This is a genomic window from Streptomyces roseirectus (genome assembly GCF_014489635.1).
Classification (GTDB): domain Bacteria; phylum Actinomycetota; class Actinomycetes; order Streptomycetales; family Streptomycetaceae; genus Streptomyces; species Streptomyces roseirectus.
The window spans coordinates 9,225,802-9,249,449 of record NZ_CP060828.1 but is presented as its reverse complement, the minus strand read 5'-3'; the positions used below and the strand labels follow the sequence as shown (position 1 = coordinate 9,249,449).

The window sequence follows — 23,648 nt, the reverse complement described above, 5'->3', positions numbered from 1 at the left end:
AACGGGCGGTTCAGGCCGGGGAGTTGGCGGTGTGGAGGTAGGTCTGCCACGTCGTGCGGCGACGTTCCTCGGGGAGGGTGGTCTGGCCGTGTCCCAGGGCGTCGCGGCCGTGGGCGCTGAGATGCTGGTTGACGATGAGGAGGTCACCGGGGGTAAGGGGGAAACGGCGTTGCCCGACGGTCAGTTCGCGGTGCAGGGCATGCAGGGCACTGGTGTGGAGGTCGGTAGGTGCCCTGTCGGCGGCCATGTCCGGGTGGAAACGGACGAAGCCGTCAAGGGGCGAAAGTCCGTCGAGGACCGGGAAGACGTCGAGGGCCCCGCCGACACCGGTCACCGCCGTGTGTTCGTCGTGGTGGAAGACCGTCTCGGCCAGCAACGCGCGTTCGTCCTCGCCGAGGCGGTTCACCGCGCGGCGGGTCTGGGAGACAAGGACGTGGCCGCCGCCACGCGGGTCCGGGCGCACGCACAAAAACGCGGTGTAGTCCGGCGGGCGCACCGCGCTCACGGCGTCGAGGTGCAGGGGCCTGGGGGCGGTGGTGCGGACCGGGCTGAGGAGCAGGTCCACGCTCTGGGTGTGCCACAGGGGCTGCTGATCGCGGAGGCGCAGGGGTGTGCCGAGCCATGACAGGACGATCGTCGCGGCTTTCTGGCCGTAGCCCAGCCCGTAGTGGTCGAGGACGGGCGCCAGGCCGAGGACGGCGCAGCCCTCCCCGTACGGGTCGTCGAGGAGGTCGCGCAGGCGCCGTGTCACCTCCTGGGCCTCGGGCGAGGCCGCGCGCAGGGCCTCGTAGGCGTCGGTCACCTCGTCCCGCAGGCGACTGCCGTGCAGCCAGGGGCCGGGTACGCAGTGGGAGTGCTCGCCGAGGAAGTCGATGAACGTCTCGGGCACGGGGAGGCGGGGAAGCAGTGTGATCATGCCGGTGCTCTTTCGGGGGCTGTGGGGTGGTGGAAGGTCGCGGTGCGTGGGGCAGTTGGTGTTCGTCACTCGGGCTCGGCGGACGTCCTGGCCGCGTCAGCCGCGATCTCCTCGGGGAGGTCGATCACGGTGACCGCGCGCAGTCGGCAGACGAGTTGGGAGGCCAGGAGCCACGCGGTCACGTGCCGGTGCCGGTAGGGGTGGACGAGGTAGCCCGCCGGGTCGTCCGAGCGGATGGCCTGCGGTCGTCCCCCGGGCCCGGGTCCGTACACCGTGCCGAGCACGCCGTACGGGCGGGGTTCCTTGGCTCGCAGGGCGACGGCCCCGGTCCGCGCGAGGTATCCGCACTGGTCGACGGAGGTCTGCGCGTGGCGCAGGCACAGCGGCGGCTGGGAGGTGAGGTGGCCCTCGGGCCAGCGCGCAAGGGGGTTGCCGTTGGGCGGGGAGGCCAGGAAGAGGTAGCCGGCCTCGGTCCTGCTCGCCGGGAGCGCGCAGACCTGGCACAGCAGTCCTTCCATGCACTCGCGCTGCCGGGCCGGGTGGACGTCGCGCCAGCGGGGCCGTCCCACGAGCCGGTCGCCGTCGCGGGGCTGGGAGGTGCGCGCCCACAGGACTCCGTGCGCGTCGCGGTCGCCGTCGGTCTCGTCGGGGTAGGCGAGCCCGTGGCCGGGACGGGCGAGGAGGTGGGACAGCGGGGCGGGTTCCTCGCCCGTGCGGGCGGTGATGTAGGGGACGACCGCAGGGGTTTTCACGCGGGTTCCTCCAGCGGGCGGGCCGGGGGAAAGGCTGCCCGGACGGTTTTCCCGAGGGCGTTCGGGGCGGTTCTCCAGGTGACCTGAGCGCCGAGCCAGGCGATCTGGCGCAGCCCGCGGTCGGCGCCGGCTCGTCCCGTCGACCTGTCGAACTGCGGGAACCGGGGGTTGTGGTCGGTGACGTCGAGGAGGAGTTCACTGGCCTCGGTGGCGGACGCCTTCAGCAGGAGGTGACCGTGGAAGGTGTCCTCGGGCAGGCCGTGCAGGACGGCGTTGGCGACCAGGTGGCCTGCCGCTTCGGCGGCGTGGGCGGCGGGGCCGGTCCACCGGAGCCAGGCGTGCGTGGCCCGGACCCATCCCCGGGCCGCCGTCACCGCGCTCGCGTCGCCGGGCAGCTCGGTCTGCAGGCTCGCCGTCACCGGTGCTGCGGCGGCCGGTGCCGTGTGCCCGGCGTGCCTCAGTCGTGGCAGCGCCCGGTGGACCAGGCAGGCCAGGGTCGGGGCGCCGAGCAGGGTCCGGGCGTACCGGGCCAGGGCCTGCGTCTGCGTTCTGCGCACGCCCAGTTCCTTCGCGTACCCGCTCAGCGTCTTGCCGTCGGCCGGCGCCCGCAGGAGCCCGAGGACGTCGGGCGGGAGCGGGCCGGGGTCGCGCGGCAGCGGGGCGTCCGGGCAGCCGTGGACGTGGGCGAGGTACACCAGTTCCGGCTGCCGGCCCTTCCCCTCCACGCGCCGGGTGCCCAGTTTTTCGGCGGCGGCCGACCACAGGGAGCCCAGTCCGCCGGGCGGCACCGGCAGGCCCTCGCGGACCAGGTGGGTCAGGACCTCGGTGTGGGAGCGGTCTGTCGCCGCCGGCGCGATGGCCCTGCGCTCCGCCGGGAGGAGGGAAACGCTCACCGTTCCTCCCCGCAGGCCGGCGTGGGCGAGGTCGCCAATCCGAGCTGGCGGGCGCGCGTGATCACGTGCGCGAGGGACAGCGCGCCGAGGTCCCGTTGGAGCATCGCCAGGTCCAGTCGTATGTAGCGCACATCGCGTTGGAGCACGGCCGCCATCCGCTCGGGGGACAGTCCCCGCGCCAGCAGAGGGATCAGGGCGGTCTGCCGCGCGGGGAGATCGACGTGTTCCGTGGCGGGAACGGGCGGCGGCAGCATCCCGGTGGTGTAGGCGACCTCCAGGACGGCCGGGTAGGCCCAACGGCCGCTGCCCGCACCGGTCTTGCGCCGCACCTTCAGCAGATGGACGTACACCGGCCCCACCGCGAGGCCCAGTTCGGCCGCGATCTTCTCCGGGGTCGCCCCGGCCGCCAGAAGCCGCGCCACCTGCACCTGTCTGCGGCTGAACGTGCGCGCGGCGCGCGAACCCCGCGGCCAGATCCGGGCATCCGCCGCCGCCAGCTCCCGGCGGACGAACCCGTAGGAACGCCCGCACGCCAACGCCAGTTCGCCTATGGACGTGCCCTCGTCCTCGTGCCGCCGCTTCAGCTCCGCCCGGCACGCCTGCCTCTTCTCGTCGAAGAGGGGGTCCTTCCGGGAGGGCCAGTCAAAATCCGACACTGCGATCGTCTCTGTCATCTCGATGCGTTCTCCGAAAGAGGGGGTGGCCCCGCCGCCGCCTCCGGATACGGGGCGGTGCGGCGGCGGGGCCCGGAGTCCGTGCACGGCGGACCGCAGTCCACGGGGGTGCCGTGCACGGAGAGGCCGTCAGGCGTGCGCCAGCCACCGGCGGCGTTCGACGTCCGTGACTTCCCGCTGCGCGTGGTCGAGTTCCAGCTCGGCCAGACGCACGACGTGCCCGACCACCGCCGGGCCGAACGCCTCGCGCGCGAGGACGCTGTCCTCGAAGTCGACGAGGGCGTCGTAGAGCGTCGCGGGCATCAGGTGGACGCCGCCGCGTGCGTTGTAGGCGTTGCCCCGGTGGGCGGGACCGGGCTGGAGCTGGTGCTCGATACCGTGCGTGATCGAGGCAAGGACCGCGGCGACGACGAGGTAAGGGTTGGCGTCCGCGCCCGCGACACGCACTTCCAGACGCAGTCCCGCCCGGCCCTCGCCGACGACCCGCACCGCGCACGTACGGTTGTCGTACCCCCAGGTGAACGCCGTCGGCACGAACGACCCACGAACGAAGCGTTTGTAGGAATTCGTGTTCGGGGCGAAGAGGGGCGCCAGCCGCGGCAGCCCGGTCAGCAGGCCGGCGATGGCGTGCCGTCCGGTCTCGGTGAGGCGGCCGTCGGGGTCGCCCAGCGCACTCACCGTCCCGGACCACAGGGAGATGTGTACGTGCATCCCGTTGGCGAGGCCGGTTTCCGGGGCCGCCATGAAGGTCGGCGTCAGCCCCGCGCGGGCCGCGAGTGCCCTCACCGCATGTTTGAACAGCAGATGCCGCTCGCATGCCATCTCGGCGTTACCGTAGCGGAAGGTGACCTCGACCTGGCCCGGCCCGGCCTCGGACTTCACCGCCTCCACCGGTAACCCCGCACCCATCAGAGCCTCCTGGAGACGGCTGAAGAAGCGGTCCGAGCGGGGACCGTGGTCCAGGGAGTAGTCCAGATTCCCCGCCGCCAGGGGGCGCAGACCCTGGAGTACGTCTTCCCCGACTGCGGTATCGGTGCCCCGGTAGAGGGAGAACTCGGTCTCGATCCCAGTCATCGGATACAGACCGAACTCCGCCAGGCGGTTCAGCTGGCGGCGAAGGATCTCCCGGGGCGCGACCTCCACCCGCACACCGTCGTGCGTCACCGCATCACCGAAGACGACGGCCGTACGCTCCCTCCAGGGCACCAGCCGCGTCGACTTCAGATCGGGCCACACCGACAGATCCTGATAGCCCTGCTCCCACGAGGTCAGGGCAAAACCGTCCGCCGGACTCATGTCCACATCGGTGGCCAGCACATACGCACACATATCGGCGCTGCGCCGCGCGATCCGCTTGAGGAAATGACCGGCCTCGAACCGCTTGCCCTTCAGCCTGCCCTGCAGATCCGGAACCGCGAGCATCACCGTGCGGATCTCCCCGGCCTCGATCAGGGTCCGCAGAGCCGCATACGGAAGATGCTGCTGGGCTTGCCGTTCTTCCGCCGAGGCGTGCACGGGGGCCAGGTTCACTTCGGCCTCGTCGGCGACCGCGCTCGTCGTCATCAGATGACCTCCCTCTCGTAAGCCGACGCCGACCGGTCGGAGCTGTAGGCCGGAACCTGGTACGAGCTGCCCTGCTTGCGCCACCAGACCGAGGCCAGGAGCAGGACGACGAACAACGCGACCGGCGCGTAGTTGAAGGTGCCGACGGAGACCGGGGCGCTCTGGGGAAGGCAGAACAGGACGGTCACCGCAGTCACCCAGACCACCGCGACGACGCCGACGATCACGCCCCAGCTGCCGAGGTTCCACGGGCCGGGCCTGAACCTGGCCCGGTTCCTGATGCGCAGGAAGATGGGGATCGCGTACGCCGGGGTGATGCCGATGACGTTGATGCTGGTGATCGCCGCGTACGCGACAGGGCTGTAGAGGCTGGGCAGGGCGAGGAGGGCGGCGCAGACGACGGCGAGGAGGACGGCCTTGCGCGGAGTCCCGGTCCGGGAGTCGATGTCCCGCCACAGCGCCGAGCCCGGCAGGGCACCGTCGCGGGAGAACGCGAACACCATCCGGCTGGCCGCCGCGGTCTCGGCGTTGCCGCAGAAAAACTGCGCGACGATCACTACTAGGAGCAGCAGCTTGGCCCCGGTGAGGCCGAGGGCGTCGAGGAAGATCTGCGCGGGCGGGACTCCGGTCGCGGTGTTGACGGTGCCGGCGTAGTCCTGGATCGCGAAGGTCAGCCCCGCGAGCAGGGCGAACCCGGCCAGCCAGGACCAGCCGATCGCGTGGATGATCCCGCGCGGCGCGGAGACCTGGGCGTCGGTGGTCTCCTCACTCAGATGCGCGGAGGCGTCGTACCCGCTGAACGTGTACTGGGCGAGCAACAGGCCCAGCGCCCCGACGTAGAGCGGGCTGCTCCAGCCCGTGTTGTTGACGAACTCACCGAACACGAAGGACGCGGGCTGATGGCGGGACGGGACGATGATCAAGGCGCCGACGATGACGAGGACGCCGCCGACGTGCCACCACACACTGACGCTGTTGAGGACGCTCACCAGCCGCACCCCGCGCAGGTTCAACACGAGGTGCAGGGCGAGGATGCACAGGAAGATCACCATGATCCGCTCCGGCGTCGGTGTGATCCCCCACTGGAGATTGAGGAACGCCCCCGTGAAGAGCGCGCACCCGTAGTCGATCCCGGCGATCGCCCCTAACAGCCCCAGCAAGTTGAGCCAGCCCGTGTACCAGCCCCACTTGCGGCCGCCGAGCTGTTCCGCCTGGTAGTACAACGCACCCGACGTCGGGTACGCCGAGGTCACCTCCGCCAGCCCCGCGCCGACGAACAACACCATCGCACCCACCAGCACCCAGCCCCACAACATCACGGAGGGGCCGCCGGTGTTCATGCCGAACCCGTACAAGGTCATGCAGCCGGACAAGACGCTGATCACGCTAAAGCTGATCGCGAAGTTCCCGAAGGGGCCCATCCGCCGCGCGAGGACGGGCTTATAACCCAGCTCTCTCAGGTAGGCGTTATCGGACTTCCGGGGAACCGTCTCGCGACTCGACCGAGCCATAGAAAACCTCCAAAATTCACATAACGGAAACCAATGGGCAGGTTGATGCCGTCCGCCGGTCACGGAAGGTGGTTCAGGGGCAGAATCCGGCCCCCGACGGAAGGCATTCGGCGCGGGCGCGCAGCAGCATGGCTTCGCCGGGGTCGGCCTGCGAGGAACCGGTGTGGACGGTCGCCCAGGGCTCGTGCGCCGCGTACGGCTCCAGCGCCCTCAACACCTCGGCCGCCTCCGCGCGGCGTTCGCCGGCCCACAGTGCGTACGCGAGCATGCTCAGGTCGGCCACCGACCGCTGCACCGGCGGCACTCGGCGGAACCAGTGGTGGAAGGCGTCGAGGGTGTAGCCGGTCATCGGGCTGTCCGCCCAGTAGAACCGCCACGCGCCATCCGCGAGCCCCAGCCGCCTGCGCTCCACGTACCCGTAGGCGGGAAGCAGCAACACCGGTGACCCCCAAGGCTGCCGGGAGGCCACGAGCCGGCCGAAGTCGTGCACGGCCGCCAGCGACTCACCACCCGTCGCGCACTCCCGCGCGAGAAGGAACTGGACCACCCGGTGGTACGCCTCGCGGTTGCAGGGGTCGCGCCGGTCGACCTCGCGCAGCAGCCCCCACGGCCCGCCGGGCAGCCCCAACTCACCGGACGGGGACCGGTGTTCCTCCCGCACCTGCCGCGTATCGAGCTGCGCGAGCGCCAGCAGGCACACCCACGCCACCGGATCCCCCGGCCCCCGGCTGATCGCCTCCCACACCGCGGTGCGGGCCCTGACCTCCAGCGTCAGCGCCTGCCGGTGCCCCGTACGCCGCGCCCGCAACGCCCGCTCGACCGCCACCCGCGCGCTCATCAGCCACGCGTCGTAACACCCCGACTCCTCCCCCACCCACACCGCGGTGACGTCGGAGCGCGCCGCCGCGACCGCCAGCACCTGCGTGCGCGACGTCCGCAACCCCCACCGCTCCCCCGTGGCCCGCAGCAGGTCCCGCATCGCCCGCCAGTGCCCGGCACCCAGTTCCACCAGCGCGACCCGCAACGCGTCGTCGTGCCCCGCCGGGTGATACACCAGCCGCCTCATCACCCCTCCCCACGCAGGGAGTTGACGCCGTCCGCAGCCGCAGACAGGGGGACCTCGACCCACACACCGACCCCGTCGACGAAACCCCACCGCCCACCCAAACCCTCCACCAGCGCACCGACCAGCACCAGCCCCCGCCCACCGGTGGCCAGCAGATCCGGCTCACCGCACGGCGGCACGAACCGCCCCCCATCACGCACCTCCAACCGCACCACCCCACACGACCTCCGCCCCGCCACCACCACCGAACCCGCACCGCTGTAGAGCACCGCATTGGTCACCAACTCCGAGACCACCACCTCCAGTTCACCCACCGCGACACCACCCCCGCCACGCTCCAGCCACTCACGCACCCCACGGCGCACACCCGGCACACACCCACGCTCCGCCGCGACCTCGACCTCGAACACCCCGCCGGAAGCACGCCGCAAGCCCCGCCGCCGCACCGCAACCAGCCCCACCATCCCGACGAACATCAAGGACTTCCCCAGCACATGCCCGGTAGCCGCACCCGGCTGCATCCGCGCCCTCACCGCAACCCCTCCGCCACCACAGCGATGAACGCCAACCGCTCCTCGAACCACGCCAGTTGCTCCGCGTACTCGCTCCAACTGGGACTCACCACGCAACGCGCCGGCACCACAACACCGTCCACCCACCCCGACTTCACCGCCTGCCGCACCAACCCCCACCCCGGCCGGGCCGCACAGGTACTCCAGGGGTACTCGTCCGTGTACCACTCCCCCGCCCGCCAACCCTGCACCACCGCGAAGGACCGCACCCCCGCCAACGACCCTTGCGGGGCATAGAAGCACACCCGCAGAAGTCTGCGGTTCGTCGCGGCCCGGACAGGTTCTCGGTTCACACCGGTCCGTCCCCGGTGGGGAGTTGTGCTGTGACGCATTGCGGTGCCTCGGCTTCGTGGAGGGTGCGGAGGGCAGCCGTCATCCGCGGCAAGACAGCGTGGATGAAGGCGAGTTCGGAGGCGGGAAGTGCCTGCCGGAACATCAGGATGGCAGTGGATGAGGCACCCTGGAAGCCAAAACAGAGAATTCTGATGTACCGTTTTGCCAGCAAAAGCAGTGCACAGGGAAATGAGTTGAAGCAACACCTCGAACGTTCCTCGGTTTCGTGAAATGCACGTTGCGCGGGTCGAACGTTCGCCGTCAGACTGTGGACGACCATGCAGGAGGATGCAGAGATGTTCGACTCCGCGATGCCGGCCCTGGAGTCAGCGACACCCGCGTTGTGCCGACTCCAGCTCAGCAACGAGCTGCGCCGACTTCGGCTGAGGGCGGGAAGGAAGGGTTCTGAGGTCTGCCGTGCACTCACGTGGCCGCCGTCGAAGCTCACTCGGCTGGAGACCGGGGAGAACGGGACCGTCGAACCGGCGGACGTGATCGCTCTGTGCCAGATCTACGACGCGACGCCGACGGAACGGGACACGCTCATCGGGTACGCGAAGGTCACCAAGACCAAGAAGGACTGGTGGCAGGTCCAGGGCATCCGGGACGTCATCTCACCGACCTTCAAGGCGTTCCTTGGGCTTGAAGCTACGGCCGAGGAACTGGAGAACTACGAGAGCGAGTACGTCCCTGGCCTGCTCCAGACCGACGCCTACGTGCGCGCCATCTACGAACAGGCGCACACCGGACTGGCCGCCGAGCAGATCGAAAAGCAAGTCTCGGTCCGCATAACACGTCAGGACGTACTGCACCGGGAAACGGGTGCCCTAAAGTACACCGCAATCGTCAACGAGGCGGTGCTCCGCCGGAAGGTCGGCAGCGCCCAGGTCATGAAGGAACAGCTCCTCCACATGGCCGACCTCGCCTCCTCCAAACCGAATGTCAAGATCCAGGTCGTGCCGTTCACCCTCGGGGTCCATCCCGGAATGAACGGCGCCTTCGCAGTCCTGAAGTTCAAGGCAGTCGCCCTCAAGCCGATCGTGTACCTCGAAAATCTCGCCAGCGCAGGTGTCTCGCGGCGGGAGGACGACGTGAAGAGGTACAGGGACGCGTTCAGCGACCTCCAAGCACTTGCTCCGGGGTACAAGGAGTCCCTGAGCATGATCTACGCAGCAAGCAAGGAGTTTTGATGCCCATCCGAGCCGATGACCTGAACGTCGACTGGTTCTCGTCCAGCTACAGCAACAACCAGGGCGGCAACTGCGTCCAGGGCGGAAGGATAACCGGCGCGATGGCCCTCGACTGGTTCTCGTCGAGCTACAGCAACAACCAGGGCGGCGAGTGCGTCCAGGGCGGCAGGATGACCAGCGCCATGGCCGTCCGCGACTCCAAACTCCCCCACGGCTCCGCCTTCGTGGTCACCGCCGCCCCCTGGACCACCTTCATCACCGCCCTGCGCCAGAACGACCTCACCGCCTGACGCCACCCGCACCCCCGAGGGCCCGTCTGCCGTTCCCCACACGGAACGCGCAAGACGGGCCCTCGCCCATGACGCCTGCCGTGCACTGCCGATCCACGACAGGCCCGAGCGTGGAGACGGCACCGATTGCGCGACCGGCGCCGTTCCGCACCGGTGCCCTCCGTGCGGCTCGACCCCGCGTCAGCGGGAAGCACCTCCAAGAGCCTGTTCACGACCGAGCAGAGCATGACACCCCAACCGCACACACCCATCCCTGGAGAACCCCAAACGCGAGGTCACCCATGACCGACCAACGCACAGACACGGCGACCGAGTTACGTCGAAGCCGCTCTCTCCCCTGCTGCCGTCAGGATCCGCGACTCCAAGTCTCCCGAGCGCGCCACGCTTGCCGTCCCTCACTCATCGTGGATGGCCTTCGTGAAGGCTGCCGGCTCCGGCAGATTCCCGCGCTGACATACGACTGATGGCCACCGACGACTGCAAGAGAGGGCTCCAGTGAGCACCACCGACTCCAAAGCCGACCTGTACGCCGTTGACCTGACTCACGCCACATGGCGCAAGTCCCCCGCCAGCAGCGGCGGCGAACAATGCGTCGAGATCACCGACCTCCCCAGTGGCGGCGTCGCCATCCGCGACTCCAAGAACCCGCTCAAGGAACCGCTGCGCTACACCGCAGACGAGTGGGCAGCGTTCCGACAGGGTGGCATCACCGGCGCGCTCTGAAGCGGGGATGCCCGGGCAGTTCACGTGAACCCGGTGGTCCAGGCAACCACACCAGCAAGATCCTCACCTAGGCGATCACGGCACCGGAGTGGGCCTGGCTCAGGTCGACCTGCTCGGACCAGAGCAGCGGCAACTGCCTTGAGATCGCTGCCCTCTCAGGGCACACGGATCTGCGCGGCTCGAAGGTCGAGCACGGGCCCGCGATCCTGGTGGACAGCCCCGCGTTCGCAGCGTTCGTTCAGGGCCTCACCATCTGACACAGCCGGTCACCACGGCGGTCCTCCGAGCGAGGGCCGCCGTCGGCGCACTCGGAGCGTCCCCGCTGCTGATCACACGGCAGAACGCGGTCGGCTCCCCACCTCACCGGCTCCCCTACAGCCGCTCGTAGTCGTCGAGATTCGCAGGGATCCGGCCCAACCAGGCGGTGATCGACCGCTTGTAGCCCTCGGGCATGGTGAGCCCCGCGACCTCCTGCCCGGTGAACAGGCCGATCTCCTTGTGCTCGTGACTTACGACCGGGGGACTGTCGGGAGTGAGGATGGTGCAGCCGTAGGTGACGATGAGGACTCTGCGGCCGGGGACGGGCTCGTAGATCCACACCCCTCCCTCGACCAGCGGCCCGGCCTTCACCTCCCAGCCGGTCTCCTCCCGGAACTCCCGCTCCAAGGCCGCCTCCGGGCCGGCATCGGGAGAGCCGTTCCCGTCCGGGGCACCGGTCTCCAGACGGCCTCCCGGCAGTTCCCACTCCTCGCGTTCGTTCTTCAGCAGCAGAACACGGCCACAGCCGTCGAGAGCGACGCCCTTCACCGACACGGGCCAAAGAGGCGGGGTGTACGTCATCAGGATCCTCGTCCCGTGATGGAGTGTCCCGGTTTCCGGAACGTAGCACGCACCCGCTCAACACCCCGCCCAGCTGAGCAAGTTGTGCTCCAACGGCTCGACGCAAGGTTGCGGTCGGGACACGTCCGACGGTGCGCGAACCGACGAGCGCGCAGGATTCCCCACGTGGATCTCCTGGCGAACCGGGACATCGCCAAGGTTCCGCGTACCGCTCGCGATTCGTCGTCCAGCAGACCGCGTGATTGCGGCGGCCGGGCCGGAGGGTCGGCGGAGTGCTGGCGTTCTGGCCGGCGCTGTACGGGCATCCGCAGGGCGGGCAACAGGCCCCGGCGAAGACGCCGCCGTAGGCGGCGGAAGGGACGAGCGCAGGTGTCGGCCGACGGCAGCGAGCAGGTGCTCACCGCCTCCCTGGCGGCGGTGAGCGGCATGTGGCGCGCGTCCGGTTACCAGTTCGCCAGGTGGCCGACGGCACGATGTCCTCGGTATGGCGCGGTACCTCGCCGTCGCCCGGTTCACCGAAGGTCACCGTGCGGCTTACGCTGAAGGCGGCCGCGCTGATCGGGCGTATCGCCGAGCTGGTCGACGGGTCACGGCGGTGGAGTGCCCCCAGACGCTGGCCGTGGGCACGCACGGAGCGCGGTCAGCTTCGGTCCGGAGATGCCCCTGGAGGCCAGCCTCTTCGCCGCCCAGGACATCCATGCCATCGACCTGTCCCAGACGCTCCTGCTCGGTACCTCGTCCGCCACCGGGCAGATGGCCCGGCCTGCGGGCGGTGGCGGTGGCGGCCGGGCTCCGCTGCGGCGGACTCCTGGAGCACGGTCAGCACGGCGTCGTCCATGAGTATGCTCCCCCATGCGCGAGGCCGGGTTCGGCGACGAAGACGAGCGACGAGTTCGCCGGACTCCGCCGTCGGCAAGACGACGGTCAGGGGCACCGCCGGGGTGCAGACGCTCGGGCCCGCCCCCAGGTCAGCAACGTCTCTGAGGCCGTCGATCGACATGCGGCGTGCGCCGGGTACGACGGCCGGGGTGCACGCCGCCGGCGCAGCACGCCCCTTCCCCCTCTTCCGGCTTCACCCGTACGGGCCCGCCGGAGTCTGTGGCGTGACGGTGCCCGGAGACCGACGCAGCCGGGCGACGTTCCTCTCCAGCAACCGGGTGGCCGAGCGGACGCCGACGCCGTTTCGGGTGTCGACCTCGGGCAGTCGGCCGTCCGTCTGTTTGAGACCGGTGAGCGCGGAGTGCATCGCCTCGTGCGCGGCGAACAGGCAGGGGGTGCTGTAGATGGCCACCTGCACGCCGAGGTCACTCAGTTCGTTCAGGGAGAGGCGGGGCGACTTGCCGCCCGCGATCTGGTTGAAGAGAAGCGGTTTGTCGCCGACGGCCTCGCGGATGCGGTGGATCCACTCGACGCTGCGCACGCCGTCGACGAGGACGACGTCGGCGTCCGTGGCCGCGAGCCGGCGCGCCCGGTGCAGGATGTCGTCCTCGTCGGTGGCGTCGGTGCGGGCCACGACGACCAGGTCGCGGCGGGTCGCCAGGACCATCTCCAGCTTGGCCAGGTACTCCTCCAGCGGCAACACCTGTTTGCCGTCCGCGTGCCCGCACCGGCGCGGACGCTTCTGGTCCTCCAGGACGACGCCCGAGGCGCCGGTCCGTTCGAGGGCTTCGACGACGTGGCAGGCGACCTCGGGGTCGACGTATCCGTCGTCGATGTCGACGAGCAGGTCGTGCCGGGGGAACGCGCCGCGCAGGCGCTGGACGAAGGCGATCATGTCGGGCCAGGCGATGAAGCCGATGTCGGGCAGCCCGTAGTGGGAGGCGGCGAAGCCGAACCCCGAGACGAACATGCCGTCGTAGTGTTCCGCGGTGATCGACGCCGAGTACATGTCGTACACGCCGATGAGGGGAGTGGTGCCGGGGCGCGCGATCCGCTCGCGCAACTGGGTGCCGTAGGTCAACGCCTGACTCCTGAACCGGGGGAACGAGCACGAGGACGAATGACCCCAGAATCACGCGGACGGCGTACACCCTGGCGCGAGAGGCGACCACCCTCACCCGTACGGCGGTACGCGTTCACCGGAAAAACGTTTCCCGACCGGCGGACGCCATGAGGGTGCATGGGCATCCTTCATTCATTTCATCGCATGACTACATGTGCGCCACTCATGCCCGGCCCGCGCACCGATCGTCGCGTCGTACGCCCTTGAGGTGGTCCGGATTCATCCGGTGCACTTGAGTGCCCGGGCGAGGAGACGAAATCACTTTAAAGAGGTGATTCACATGTCTTACGAACATGTTTCATGTGACTTCCGTACCTGTGTGGAACGGGAGTTCCCAGCCCTCGCCCGCAAGGTGTATCTGGACAGCGCCTGCATCGGCGTGGCCCCCGTGCGCGCGCTGCGGGCGGTGACGGAGCTGGTGCAGGGCATGCAGTACCTCGCGGCCGAGTCGGGAACCGCCGCACACGGCCGGCTGAACGACCTGAGAGCGGCGGCACGCCCCTTGGCGGCCCGGCTCATCGGGGCACGTCCGAGTGACATCGCGCTGGTGGAGAGCGCGACCCACGGGCTCAAGATCGCGGTGGAGTCGTTGCCGCTCGAAGCGGGGGACGAAGTCCTCTTCCCCGACCTGGAGTTCATCCAGATGGGAGTGGCGTGGCGGCAGCTGAAGGAACGCGGTGTCACGGCGCGGACCGTGCCGCACGACGCCTCGGGTGCCTTCTCCGTGGACGCGGTCCGGGACAGACTGACCCCGGCCGTGAAGGTGCTGGCACTCAGCTCGGTGCAGTGGACCAACGGCTTCCGGGCCGATCTCGCGGCCCTCTCGGAGCTGTGCCGGCAGCGGGGCGTCTGGCTCGTCGTCGACGCGGCACAGCACCTGGGTGCGCTCCCGTTCAGCGTCCGGGACACCCCCGTCGACATCCTGGTGTGCGGTGGGCACAAGTGGCTGTGCTCGCCTTTCGGTACCGGTTTCCTCTATCTCGCGCCGAGGGCGAGACCACGGTTGCGCCGGCCCGTCGCGGGCTTCTTCGCGGCGATACCGCCGGCCCCGACCTGGGGCGAGGCGTTTCTGCGCACGGACCTCACGCCGTTGCGGGACTACGAGTTCACCGAGGACGCGTACGCGTGGGAGACGGGCGGGACCGGCAACTATCCGGGCGCCGTGGGACTTTCGGCGGCGCTGTCCCTGTTCCTCGAACTGCGGCCGCAGCGTATCGAGAGCCACGTCCTGACCCTCACGGAGCACCTGCTCCAAGGGCTGGACCGGCTGAAGCTCACCGTCGTCGGCCCGCGTGGCGTCCGGCACCGGTCCGCGATCGTCACCTTCAGCACCGGAAACCCGCGCGCCGACGAGTCGCTGATGCGGTGGCTGCTCGCGGCAGGCGTCGCCGTGAGCGTGCGGTTCGTCTCCGGCGTGGGAGGTGTCCGGGTCAGCTGCCACCTCTACAACACGCCGAGGGACGTGGACGCCCTGCTGGAAGCGGCCGAGGACTGGCGGCGCGGATCCGGGGAACATGCCTCGCCACCACCTGCGCGGCCCAGCGGCAGGCGCCGGACGACCTCGCAGATCGTGCGGCAACGGGCGCTGATCGACGCCCTGGACGACGATCTGATGGGCCTGGTCACGGCCCGGGAAGGCGTCAGCCACGGCATTCGCCTCTCCCGGCAGGAGGGCTCGCTGTCCCGCACCGACCCGGCGCGGGAGCGGGAGGTGATCGAGCGTTTCCACCACCGCCTCGGGCCTGACGGAACCCGGCTGGCCCTGGAACTCCTGCGCATGTGCAAGGGCCAGACCTGACGCGGCCGGCGCGGCAGCCCACGTCCGACGCCCCGTCCGCCGAATCCGGAGAGAACTTCGGTGAAGATCACGGCCGCTGTCGCCCACCGGGCGAACCACCCCCGCCCCCCTCTTCTTCATCCCCGCCTCCTCGACCTGCATCGCAAGGGGCTCCTCCCCTTCGGCCGGCTCATCTCGCTCCACCCCTTCGGGTGGACCAACGGGCGGTCGAAGACATGCGGGCAGGAAAGGTCGTCAAGCCGGTCCTCACTTTTCCGGGAGATCCCCTGTGAGCGTGTCCTTCAACGCCGCCGCTTACCTGGTCGACCGCCAGGCCGCCCGAGGTCTCGGCGACCGTCCCGCCCTCATCGGTCCCCGCTCGACACTGACGTACGCCGATCTCGCCGCACGCGTCGCCGTGGCGAGCGCCGGATGGCGGGCGCTGGGGGTGCGTCCGGAGGAACGGGTGGTGATCCACGCGGCCGACCGGCCCGAGACGGTCGTCGCCCTGCTCTCGCTCCTGCGCATGGGGGCTGTGCCCGTCCCCGTCTCCACCATGAACACGGCCGCTGAGCTGGCCGCGCTCGTCACCGACTGCCGTTGCCGGTTCCTGCTCGCCGGATCCGAGTTCTGCGACCGGGTGGCCGACGCACTGCGCGGCGACCACGCCCTCCCGGATCTCGTGGGCGTCGTCGTGGTGGACGACGCCGCCGTGCGGCCCTCACCCCCCGTCATCCGCATCAGATGGGAGCACCTGATGGCGGCAGGCGAGGCATCCCCGCCCGGCGACCGCTCCCCGGACCGCACCACCGAGGACTCCCCGGCCCTGTGGCTGTACACCTCCGGCACGACCGGCAGCCCGAAAGCCGCCATGCACCGGCACGGCAGCATCCGTACCGTCGCGGAACACTACGGACGCCAGGTGCTGGGGCTGCACGAGCACGACCGCTGCTTCTCGGTCGCGAAGCTCTTCTTCGCCTACGGCCTGGGCAACTCCTGTCTCCTGCCCCTCGCCGCCGGAGCCGCGGCGATCCTCGACCCGGCCCCGCCGACCCCGCCGAGCATCGCCCGCCGCCTGGCCGAGGACGAACCGACCGTCTACTTCGGCGTCCCCACCTCCTACGCCGCCCTCCTGCGCACTCCCGCCGTACCCGACACCGCCTTCGACGGCGTACGCCTGGCCGTCTCGGCCGGGGAGCCCCTGCCCGAGGAACTGCACCACAGGATCCGGGCCCGTTTCGGGATCGACCCGGTCAACGGGATGGGATCGACGGAGGCGTTGCACATCTTCCTCTCCAACCGCCCCGGCCACTGCCGCCCCGGGACCCTCGGCAAGCCGGTCCCCGGCTACGAACTGCGCATCCACACCGGCGACGGCACCGAGGCACCGCCCGGTGAACCCGGCGTGCTGAGGGTGCGCGCGCCGTCGGCGGCGAGCGGCTACTGGTGCCGGCCCGAGGCCACCGCCACGGTGTTCCAGGGGCCGTGGCTCGACACCGGGGACCTGTTCACCCAGGACGCGGACGGCTTCTACGTCTGCCACGGCCGCGCCGGCGACATGATCAAGAGCGGCGGTATCTGGGTCGCTCCGGGCGAGGTCGAGAACCGCCTGCTCCAGCATCCCGCCGTCGCCGCGGCCTGTGTCGTGGCGCTCCCGGACACGGATGGCCTGGACCGTCCCGTGGCGTGCGTCGTCCCCGCCTCCGCGCAGCCGCTCGACCCCGAACTGCTCATCGCCTTCTGCCACGACGCTCTGGCCGCGTACCAACGCCCGCGCCACATCCTCGTCTTCACCTCCCTGCCCACCACCGGAACCGGAAAGGTCAGCCGGCGTGCCGTCCGGCAGGAGGCATCCGCGCGGCTCGAACGGTCACAGCAGGACGGTGCTCACGTCCCCGCGCGAACCGGCCCCGTACACCCCACGTCCCCCACTCTGTCAGGAGGTGCCTGACATGTCCGTCCTCACATCCGTGCTCACACCGCCCGCCCCCGGACCGGTCGACCTGCTCTTCCACACCGCCGGCCGGGCGGCCTCCCATCCCGAGGCCGTTCCCGACGTGGGCGTCGTCCTCCACCTGACCGGCGACGCACCGGACGTGGCGCGGCTGCGCGAGCGTGTCCGGGCCCGGCTGCACCGCCTGCCCTGCCTCACCCACCTCCTGACCACCGAGGGCGGCGTCCCGCGCTGGGTCCCGTCCGCTCCCGACCTCGACCGGCACGTCTTCGAGCACCGGGTGACCGCCGGCCCCGGCCGCCTCGACGACGCCGTACGCCGTCTGCTGCACCGGCCCCTGCCCGACGACGTCCCGGCCTGGCGGCTGGTCCTGCTGGCCGGACACGCCCCCCGGACGTACTGCCTCGCCCTGTTCAGCCACCACGAGGTCCAGGACGCCGCGAACCTCGTCACCGTCGTCGAGACGCTCCTCGGTCCCGAGAACGGCCCCGCGGAGTTGTCGGCCGCCGCGTTCCCGCCGGGCCCGGTCCCCTCGCCGCATCCCCGCGCCTTCCTCGACACCAGCGCCTACATCTGGCGGGCCACCAGCCCCCACGGCCGGTGGAACGGCCCCGGCCGGGAGCCGCTGTCCGGCCGCCGTCACGTGCTGTGGCAGGAGGTCCCGACCCGTCTCCTGCGCGAGACCGCCCGTGCTTACGACGCCACCAGCAACGACGTCCATCTGGCCGCCCTCACCCACGCGGTCGTCGCATGGGCCGCGGTACACCGTCCGGAGACGGCAGACGGCTCCCTGCCGGTCATGCTCCCCGTCAACCTCCGCACCCCGGAGGAGACCGGCCTGCCCGGCAACCGCTTCCACCTCGCCCGCCTCGCCCTGCCCGGCGGCGCCATGACGGCGGCGCGCAGGCTGCGGCGCACCGTGCCCGCCACCGCCCGGCTCAAGGACCCGGTCTACAAGCAGACCCTGTACCGCATCACCCGGCACGAACCGAGAACGACGTACGAGCAGTTGATCGCGCGCGCCGCGTCGCCCGACCGGCTCACCTGCGTCGCGTCGATCTTCCGGATCCGGCAGCGCCTGGCCTACCTCGGCGACCCCGTCGACCGGGTCGTGCCGATCATCTGCTGTCCCGACGGATTCCCGCTCACCGCGGCCCTCTTCCTCCACGGCGACACCTCCGCCGTCTCCTTCCAGATCGACCACGCGCTGCCCGGCGCCGAGGAGATCCCCCGGCTGTGGCGCCGGGCCGTCGATGACATGTCCACCTGCGCGGACAGCGCCGCTCCGGACGGGGACGACCGGTGACCGACCGACTCTTCCAGGGGCAGACGGCGCTCGTGGTCTCGGCCAGCCGCGGCATGGGCTACGCCATCGCCGCCGAACTGGCCCGGCAGGGCGCATCGGTGGCACTGACCGCGCGGGACGAGGACGCCCTGCGCACCGCCGCCAAGACGATCCGGGAGGACACCGGCGCACGCGTGCTGCCTCTCACCGCCCACAGCCGTGAGAAGGGCGACCGGCGCGCCGCCGTCGACGCCGTGATGGACACCTTCGGACGCCTGGACCTGCTCGTCTACACCACCGGCATCAACCCCGCGCTCGACACCCCGGCGATCGATCTCGACCTCGACTGCTGCCGCCGGATGTTCGACACCAACGTCGTGGCCGCCCTCGGCTACGTCCAACTGGCCTGGCGGGCCTGGATGAGGGACCACGGCGGATCCGTCCTGATGATGGGGAGCGCCGCCTCCACCGGCGTGTTCCGCATGCCCGCCTACAGCGCCACCAAGGCCGCCCTCCACCGGCTCACGGAAGACCTCGCCGACCAACTCGCCCCGCGCGTCCGCGTCAACGCCCTCGCCCCGGCGTTCGTCCGGACCGGCTTCATGGACGCGATCACCTCACTGCCCGAGGACACCATCGCCGCCAGCTATCCCCTGGGCCGCACCGGCGACACCGAGGACGTCGCCCACGCCGCCGCCTACCTGCTGTCCCCCCGCGCCTCCTGGATCACCGGGGTGACGCTTCCCGTCGACGGAGGCAAGTCCGTGGCCGCCATCACCCACAACCGCCCTCACCCTCCCCCGGAACAGCCCGTGCACTGAGCGGGCCGGAAGAAGAGACGCGGACCGGCCGCGGTGAGGTGGCCGGCTGCGACGCCGGGGCGGGTGTGAGGGAGCCGGTGATGGCCGAGGTGCCGACGGCTCCGCTCAGGCCGATGCCGAAGCCCGCCGGCACGAGGCCGCCGAGGAACGGCGGGTAGCCGGACCCGACGTCGAGCAGGGAGATGACGAACAGCCCGGCGGCCAGCAGGAACAGACCGGTGCTCATGGTCTCCTTCATGCCGAACCGGTGCACGAGGCGCGGCGTGAGCGCGGAGACCGGCATCACCACGGCCCCGGCACACCCGCGCCACCATCGATACGCCGCTCGCCGTCCAACGCCCCGACGGCTGCCGGCCCCGCGTCCCCGGCGAGCCGTACTCCAGCCCCACCGCCACCGCCCACCACGCCGGCCCACCCCACGGCGCCGTCGAGCACGCCCCGCGCTTCCTCATCGACGCCCAGACCGACGAGGGCATCTGGACGGACCTGCCGGTCATGTACGGCCCTCGCCCGTTCCTCACCGCCACCACCGCCCAGGTCCACGCCCTCGTCGCCCGCGCGCTGCGTCAGGCGCTCGCCCCTGTACGGCAGCCCGGCGGAGCTCGTCGATGAATCGTTCCGTTGCCCGCGCCGAGCCGTCGGCGCACGACCGCGAGCTCCTGGCGGCGCTTCGCCCGGCGGCCATGGTGTCCGATCTTCGACGGCGCCCTGGTCGACACCAGCAGCATCAACACCGACGCCATCCGAGCCGGCTTCGCCGACCTGCACCTGACCGTCCCCGAACCATGGCTGCGCGAGGCCCCCTGGCCGACCTCGTCAACCTCATCGGGCCGCGCAGTGTGTACAACGAGGCCAAACGGTACGCGGAGGCGGTGCCCACGGCGTACCGGGCGAGTCAGGGCGTCGACGCCGTCATCGTCCGCATCTTCAACACCTACGGCCCGCAGATGTGCCCCGACGACGGCCGCGTGGTCCCCGAGTTCCTGTGCCACGCGCTGGCGGGCCTTCCCCTGCGCGTCACCGGTGACGGCACGCAGACGCGTTCGCCGTGCTACGTCACTGACAGCGTCGCCACCTCCGTACTCGAACACGTCGACCGGCCTGCTGACGATCCCTCCGGGGGATCGCCGAGGTAAGCCCAAACGGGGCCACGGGATGATCTCGGTTCCTTGAGGCCGTACCCCGTCACCTGTTCCGCTCTGCCCCGTTGGTGTGATGTTGGGCTTGTCGTCTGGGGCCGGGGCGGGACTTGTGACCTCGATCGAGCGGACCGCGTACCCGCGGTTCAAGCAGCTGATCACCGCGCATGAGCTGCATCTGTTCTTCTCTCCAACACGCGATGAGGTCGCGTGGGCGTCAAGGGTCACGGACGGCGACGAGCATCTGCTGCCGCTGCTGCTGATGTTGAAGTCCTACCAGCGCATGGGGTGTTTCCCCAGACTGAAGGACGTCCCGGAGATGGTGGTGGACTTCGCACGGCGGGCGGTGGCGCTGCCGGAGGGCACGCTGCCGCTGTACCAGGCGGTGAAGACCGCGAAGAACCACCGGGGCCTGGTGCGGCAGCGGGTGGGCGTGGTCTACGACCAGGCCGAGGCCCGGAGGATCGCGGAGGCGTCGATCCGCAGCGAGGCCGCGGCGAAGAACCGCCCGGCGGATCTGATCAACATCGCGTTGGAGAAGGTCGTGGGGGCTGGGCTGGAGCTGCCGGCGTTCTCCACTCTGGACGCGATGGCCTCGACCGTCCGCAAGGAGGTCAACGCGTCGATCTGCGCGGGCATCCACGACCGGATGAGCGCGGTGGAGCGGGCGGGGCTGCTGCGGCTCCTGGAGGAGCGCGACGCGGACGGCACCACGCAGGACAACCGGCTGAAGAAGTTCGCGCAGAGTCCGACGTGGTCGCACTTCAAGCGGCTGATCGCGCAGCTGGAGTGGCTGGACGCCCTGGGCGATTCCGGGGTGTGGACGGACGGGGTGGCGCCGCGGAAGGTCACGGACTTCGCCGGGGAGGCTGATGCGACGGACGCGTCCGAGCTGAAGGCGTACACGCCGGTCAAGCGGGTCGCGCTGGTGGCGTGTCTTGTGCACAAGGCACGGATGCGGGTGCGGGACGAGCTGGCGCTGATGTTCTGCAAGAGGGTCGGGTCGAAGACGAAGAGGGCGAAGGAGGAGCTGGAGGCGCTGCGGCTCGCCGAGCGGGAGATGACCGAGACGCTGATCGGCAACTACCGCACGGTGCTCAAGCACCTCGACGACGGAGGCCCGGCCCAGGAGGCGCTGGCGAAGGCCGCCGCGATGACCGCCGAGGCAGTCACCGCCCTTCAGGGCCTGGACGAGCAGGCGTCGGCTGACGAGGTCGCGCGGCGGTTGGAGGGGAAGGTCTCGCCGGTGGTGCCCGCCTTCCTGAAGGCGATGACGGTGCAGGCCGGAGGGCTGGGCACGGTGACCCGGGCGGTGGAGGGGTTCGGCGGGTTCGCCAGGGAGTACGAGCAGATCGAGAAGGTCTCCGCCCACCACGGCAACTTCTGGGAGGTGCTGCTGTACGGGCAGATCGGCCGGGACCGGGCCCTGATGTTCGACCTGGCCGGGAAGCTGGAGTTCGCCGCGACCTCGGAGGACCGCACCGTGCTGGCCGCGCTCGCGCACGCCCGCCGCCACCAGGCGGCCCGCGGCGAGTACATCAGCGCGCTCGGTGAGGACGGCCGTGCGGTCGGCATCTCCTTCGCCACGCAGAACTGGCAGAAGGCCGTGGTCGACCGGACGCGGCCGGGGCAGTTCGTGCGCCGGCACTTCGAGGCGATGGTGTTCACCTACCTCGCCGAGGAACTGCGCACCGGTGATGTGGCGGTGGCCGGGTCGGATGAGTACGGCGACTGGTCCAAGCAGCTGCTCGCCTGGAAGGGCGTCGAGGAGGAGCTGCCCGCGTACCTGGTGGAGATCGGGCTCGCCGAGGACGAGGGCGAGGCCGCCGGCTTCGACGCCGGGGTCTTCCGCCGTCAACTGGAGGACCGGCTGCGGGCCGCCGCGGCGGCGGCCGACGCCGGGTACCCGGACAACGAGAGCCTGGTGATCGACCCGTCCACCGGCATCCCGTCGCTCAAGGCGCACCGCTCGGAGGGGCAACGCCCGTCGGCGAAGCGGCTGGAGCAGCAGGTCAAGGCGCGGATGCCGGAGCGCACGCTGATCGGCATCTGTGCGCGGACCGCGTACTGGGTGGAGTGGTGGCGCCGCTTCGGCCCGCCCTCGGGCCACGACCCGAAGCTCGCCGACCCGTTCGGCCGGTACGTGCTCACCACCTTCGTGAAGGGCACCAACATGGGCCCGTACGAGGCGGCCCGGCACATCCCGGGCGTGAGCGGGCACGAACTGGCGTACGTGGCGAACCGGCACTTCTCCCTCGTGCTGCTCAACGAGGCCATCGCCGACCTGGTCAACGCCCATGCCCGCCTGGACATCTCGCAAGCGTGGGGCGACGGCACCGCGGTGGCCGCCGACGGCACGCACATGGACACCTACCTCGACAACCTGCTCGCCGAGACGTCCGTGCGGTACGGCAAGCCGGGCGGCATCGCCTACCACCACATCTCGGACACCTACATCGCGCTGTTCACGCACTTCATCCCGTGCGGGGTGTGGGAGGCCGTCTACATCATCGAGGGTCTGCTCAAGAACGCCTCCGAGGTCAAGCCCACCACCGTGCACGCGGATACGCAGGGCCAGTCCCTGCCTGTCTTCACCCTCGCCCACCTGCTGGGCTTCGACCTGATGCCCAGGATCAGGAACTGGAAGGGCCTGGTCTTCTACCGGCCGTCCAAGACCACCGAGTACGTGCACATCGACGCCCTGTTCGGCGAGCCGGGCAAGAACGTCATCGACTTAGACCTGATCGAGTCCCAGTTCCGGCACCCGATGCGGGTGGCCGTCTCCGTCCGCGAGGGCGTCATCTCATCGGCGACGCTGCTGAAGCGGCTGCGCTCCGGCTCCCACAAGAACGCCACCTACACCGCGTTCCGCGAGGTCGGGCGTGTGATCCGCACCGTGCAGCTGCTGCGGTATCTGACGGACGCGCCGCTGCGTCGGCGGGTGACGGCGGCGACGAACAAGGTCGAGTCGTTCAACCGGTTCTCCCAGTGGGTCGGCTTCGGCAACCGGGGCGTCATCGCCGACAACGACCCCGTCGAGCAGGAGAAGGCGATGAAGTTCAACGCCTTGTTGACCAACGCCGTCATCTTCCACAACGCCCTGGACATCGCCGAGATCGTCCGCCAACCGCTGGAGGAGGGATGGGAGATCGACCCCGAGGACCTGGCCCACATCTCCCCGTACCTGACCGAACGCATCAAACGGTTCGGCGAGTACTCCACCCACGAACTCGGCATCGAGCCGGAGGCGTACGACCCGAGACTCGACGTCGACTTCGCTCCCCTGCACGAGCAGGACCTGACCAGCACCGGCTTCACCGAAGCGGCCTGACCGAGGGAGAGGACCC

General features: G+C 70.4%; 22 protein-coding genes and 2 pseudogenes. 12 read left to right on the top strand and 12 right to left on the bottom strand.

What is annotated here, in order from left to right; all coding sequences use genetic code 11:
• Positions 1 to 10: 10 nt before the first annotated feature.
• The 8 genes from IAG44_RS39765 to IAG44_RS39730 form a co-directional block, all read right to left on the bottom strand.
• Positions 11 to 916 carry a TauD/TfdA family dioxygenase gene (locus IAG44_RS39765; protein WP_187751878.1) on the bottom strand — a complete coding sequence of 302 codons (906 nt, stop codon included), beginning with the start codon at positions 914 to 916 and terminating at the stop codon, positions 11 to 13.
• A gap of 65 nt (positions 917 to 981) precedes the next feature.
• A complete protein-coding gene (locus IAG44_RS39760; RefSeq protein WP_187751877.1) occupies positions 982 to 1,668 on the bottom strand; it encodes a hypothetical protein in 687 nt (228 codons plus the stop codon).
• Positions 1,665 to 2,561 (bottom strand): ATP-binding protein, encoded by an 897-nt coding sequence (locus IAG44_RS39755; protein WP_187751876.1) that lies wholly within the window; start codon positions 2,559 to 2,561, stop codon positions 1,665 to 1,667. The genes IAG44_RS39760 and IAG44_RS39755 overlap by 4 nt, the downstream gene beginning before the upstream one ends.
• Positions 2,558 to 3,235, bottom strand: a complete 678-nt coding sequence (locus IAG44_RS39750) for a helix-turn-helix domain-containing protein (protein WP_187751875.1) — start codon at positions 3,233 to 3,235, stop codon at positions 2,558 to 2,560. Before IAG44_RS39750 ends, IAG44_RS39755 begins: the two co-directional genes overlap by 4 nt.
• Positions 3,236 to 3,364: 129 nt before the next feature.
• Positions 3,365 to 4,798, bottom strand: a complete 1,434-nt coding sequence (locus IAG44_RS39745) for a glutamine synthetase family protein (protein WP_187751874.1) — start codon at positions 4,796 to 4,798, stop codon at positions 3,365 to 3,367.
• Positions 4,798 to 6,309, bottom strand: a complete 1,512-nt coding sequence (locus tag IAG44_RS39740) for an amino acid permease (RefSeq protein ID WP_187751873.1) — start codon at positions 6,307 to 6,309, stop codon at positions 4,798 to 4,800. The genes IAG44_RS39745 and IAG44_RS39740 overlap by 1 nt, the downstream gene beginning before the upstream one ends.
• A 73-nt stretch (positions 6,310 to 6,382) precedes the next feature.
• Complete coding sequence (locus IAG44_RS39735) at positions 6,383 to 7,375, bottom strand: hypothetical protein (RefSeq protein ID WP_187751872.1); 993 nt, start codon at positions 7,373 to 7,375, stop codon at positions 6,383 to 6,385.
• Positions 7,375 to 7,839 (bottom strand): ATP-binding protein, encoded by a 465-nt coding sequence (locus IAG44_RS39730; RefSeq protein ID WP_187751871.1) that lies wholly within the window; start codon positions 7,837 to 7,839, stop codon positions 7,375 to 7,377. Before IAG44_RS39730 ends, IAG44_RS39735 begins: the two co-directional genes overlap by 1 nt.
• A gap of 30 nt (positions 7,840 to 7,869) precedes the next feature.
• Here IAG44_RS39730 and IAG44_RS39725 point away from each other — a divergent pair, with 30 nt between their 5' ends.
• The 6 genes and pseudogenes from IAG44_RS39725 (at position 7,870) to IAG44_RS44410 (ending at position 10,740) form a co-directional block, all read left to right on the top strand.
• Entirely contained in the window at positions 7,870 to 8,184 is a 315-nt protein-coding gene (locus IAG44_RS39725; protein WP_187751870.1) for a hypothetical protein, read from the top strand.
• 374 nt (positions 8,185 to 8,558) lie between these two features.
• Complete coding sequence (locus IAG44_RS39720; RefSeq protein WP_246562618.1) at positions 8,559 to 9,470, top strand: helix-turn-helix domain-containing protein; 912 nt, start codon at positions 8,559 to 8,561, stop codon at positions 9,468 to 9,470.
• Positions 9,470 to 9,760, top strand: coding sequence for a DUF397 domain-containing protein (locus IAG44_RS39715; RefSeq protein WP_246562605.1), 291 nt, complete (start codon positions 9,470 to 9,472; stop codon positions 9,758 to 9,760). The genes IAG44_RS39720 and IAG44_RS39715 overlap by 1 nt, the downstream gene beginning before the upstream one ends.
• A 327-nt stretch (positions 9,761 to 10,087) precedes the next feature.
• A pseudogene (locus IAG44_RS39710) lies at positions 10,088 to 10,213 on the top strand (DUF397 domain-containing protein); the annotation flags it as partial.
• 42 nt (positions 10,214 to 10,255) lie between these two features.
• Positions 10,256 to 10,483 (top strand): DUF397 domain-containing protein, encoded by a 228-nt coding sequence (locus tag IAG44_RS39705; protein ID WP_187751869.1) that lies wholly within the window; start codon positions 10,256 to 10,258, stop codon positions 10,481 to 10,483.
• 74 nt (positions 10,484 to 10,557) lie between these two features.
• The gene (locus tag IAG44_RS44410; protein WP_187753075.1) at positions 10,558 to 10,740 is read left to right on the top strand and encodes a DUF397 domain-containing protein; all 183 of its coding nucleotides are present in this window, start codon (positions 10,558 to 10,560) and stop codon (positions 10,738 to 10,740) included.
• Between the two features lie 115 nt (positions 10,741 to 10,855).
• Here IAG44_RS44410 and IAG44_RS39695 read toward each other — a convergent pair whose 3' ends face one another.
• A complete protein-coding gene (locus tag IAG44_RS39695) occupies positions 10,856 to 11,323 on the bottom strand; it encodes an NUDIX hydrolase (RefSeq protein ID WP_187751868.1) in 468 nt (155 codons plus the stop codon).
• Positions 11,324 to 12,395: 1,072 nt separating this feature from the next.
• Positions 12,396 to 13,283 carry an isocitrate lyase/PEP mutase family protein gene (locus tag IAG44_RS39690; RefSeq protein WP_187751867.1) on the bottom strand — a complete coding sequence of 296 codons (888 nt, stop codon included), beginning with the start codon at positions 13,281 to 13,283 and terminating at the stop codon, positions 12,396 to 12,398.
• A gap of 322 nt (positions 13,284 to 13,605) precedes the next feature.
• Here IAG44_RS39690 and IAG44_RS39685 point away from each other — a divergent pair, with 322 nt between their 5' ends.
• The 4 genes from IAG44_RS39685 to IAG44_RS39670 all read left to right on the top strand — a co-directional run bounded on the left by IAG44_RS39685 (position 13,606) and on the right by IAG44_RS39670 (position 19,162).
• Positions 13,606 to 15,123 carry an aminotransferase class V-fold PLP-dependent enzyme gene (locus IAG44_RS39685; protein WP_187751866.1) on the top strand — a complete coding sequence of 506 codons (1,518 nt, stop codon included), beginning with the start codon at positions 13,606 to 13,608 and terminating at the stop codon, positions 15,121 to 15,123.
• Between the two features lie 268 nt (positions 15,124 to 15,391).
• Positions 15,392 to 17,053 (top strand): benzoate-CoA ligase family protein, encoded by a 1,662-nt coding sequence (locus tag IAG44_RS39680; RefSeq protein WP_187751865.1) that lies wholly within the window; start codon positions 15,392 to 15,394, stop codon positions 17,051 to 17,053.
• Between the two features lies 1 nt (position 17,054).
• Positions 17,055 to 18,362, top strand: coding sequence for a wax ester/triacylglycerol synthase domain-containing protein (locus IAG44_RS39675; RefSeq protein WP_187751864.1), 1,308 nt, complete (start codon positions 17,055 to 17,057; stop codon positions 18,360 to 18,362).
• Positions 18,359 to 19,162 (top strand): SDR family oxidoreductase, encoded by an 804-nt coding sequence (locus IAG44_RS39670; RefSeq protein WP_187751863.1) that lies wholly within the window; start codon positions 18,359 to 18,361, stop codon positions 19,160 to 19,162. Before IAG44_RS39675 ends, IAG44_RS39670 begins: the two co-directional genes overlap by 4 nt.
• On the opposite strand, the gene IAG44_RS43980 is transcribed toward IAG44_RS39670, so the two are convergent.
• Positions 19,116 to 19,388 carry a hypothetical protein gene (locus tag IAG44_RS43980; protein WP_246562577.1) on the bottom strand — a complete coding sequence of 91 codons (273 nt, stop codon included), beginning with the start codon at positions 19,386 to 19,388 and terminating at the stop codon, positions 19,116 to 19,118. The genes IAG44_RS39670 and IAG44_RS43980 overlap by 47 nt on opposite strands.
• 56 nt (positions 19,389 to 19,444) lie before the next feature.
• On the bottom strand, positions 19,445 to 19,597 hold the full coding sequence (locus IAG44_RS39660; protein ID WP_187751862.1) for a hypothetical protein: 153 nt from the start codon (positions 19,595 to 19,597) through the stop codon (positions 19,445 to 19,447).
• A gap of 380 nt (positions 19,598 to 19,977) precedes the next feature.
• Between IAG44_RS39660 and IAG44_RS43975 the strand changes: the two are divergent.
• Positions 19,978 to 20,232, top strand: a pseudogene (locus IAG44_RS43975) (NAD-dependent epimerase/dehydratase family protein); the annotation flags it as partial.
• Positions 20,233 to 20,413: 181 nt separating this feature from the next.
• Entirely contained in the window at positions 20,414 to 23,632 is a 3,219-nt protein-coding gene (locus tag IAG44_RS39650; protein ID WP_187751860.1) for a Tn3 family transposase, read from the top strand.
• Positions 23,633 to 23,648: the final 16 nt, after the last annotated feature.